2 pseudogenes are annotated in these 697 nt (G+C 82.1%); both read right to left on the bottom strand.

The features are described 5' to 3' along the window. A pseudogene (locus GTQ99_RS23760) lies at positions 1-335 on the bottom strand (hypothetical protein); the annotation flags it as partial. Beyond that, a pseudogene (locus tag GTQ99_RS23755) lies at positions 328-697 on the bottom strand (hypothetical protein); the annotation flags it as partial. The pseudogenes GTQ99_RS23760 and GTQ99_RS23755, both read right to left, overlap by 8 nt.

Here is a 697-nt window from a genome sequence, read left to right as displayed (position 1 = left end):
TCACCGGCCCCCGCACCGTCCGGCTGCTCACCGGCGACGTCGGGCACCCTCGTCGGCTCGGCGGCCTCGCGGCGGGCGCGCACGCGCACCGGCGCGCCGTCGCGACCGCGGCGCCGCGGCGGGCGGCTGCGGGCCCGGCCGCCCTCGACGAGCTCGCGCAGCGTCGACAGGTACAGCTGCCCGCTGGTCTCCCCCCGGACGACCTTGCGGACCATGCGCGGGGAGCGCTGCAGCTCGTGGGCGATCTCGGCCACGCTCATGCCGTAGGCGCGCAGCTCGGCGACGAGGTCCGCGGCGCTGCGCCCGCCGGCCGGGCCGGGGGGCTGCTCAGGCACGCGCCTGCTCCCGCCCGCCGGGGCCCTGCGCGGCCGTGCCGGGGGCGCCCGGGGCCTGCGCGGTGCCCGCCTGCTCCGCGCGCTGGCGCAGCCGGTTGCGCTCGGCGGCGGTGGCGGGCAGCCGCACCGAGGGCAGCCAGCCCTGCAGGCGCATCCGGCCGACGGCGCCGTCGTCGCCGCCGCCGCGGGAGGTGGGCAGCGACCAGGCGGGCACGGCGGTGGTGTAGACCGCGTCGCCGTTGATGGCCAGCAGCTCGGCCGGGTCCACCTGCAGCGCGCCGACCACCGGGCGCGGGGCGCCGGGGCGGTGCGGGAGTGCGGCGGGGCACTCCAGCACCCGGGCCCGCCCGCGCGCCCACACC

The organism is Kineococcus vitellinus (assembly GCF_009906315.1).
Lineage (GTDB): Bacteria > Actinomycetota > Actinomycetes > Actinomycetales > Kineococcaceae > Kineococcus > Kineococcus vitellinus.
Note: the sequence above shows the minus strand (reverse complement) of the source record. Positions and strands in the feature narration are given on the sequence as shown.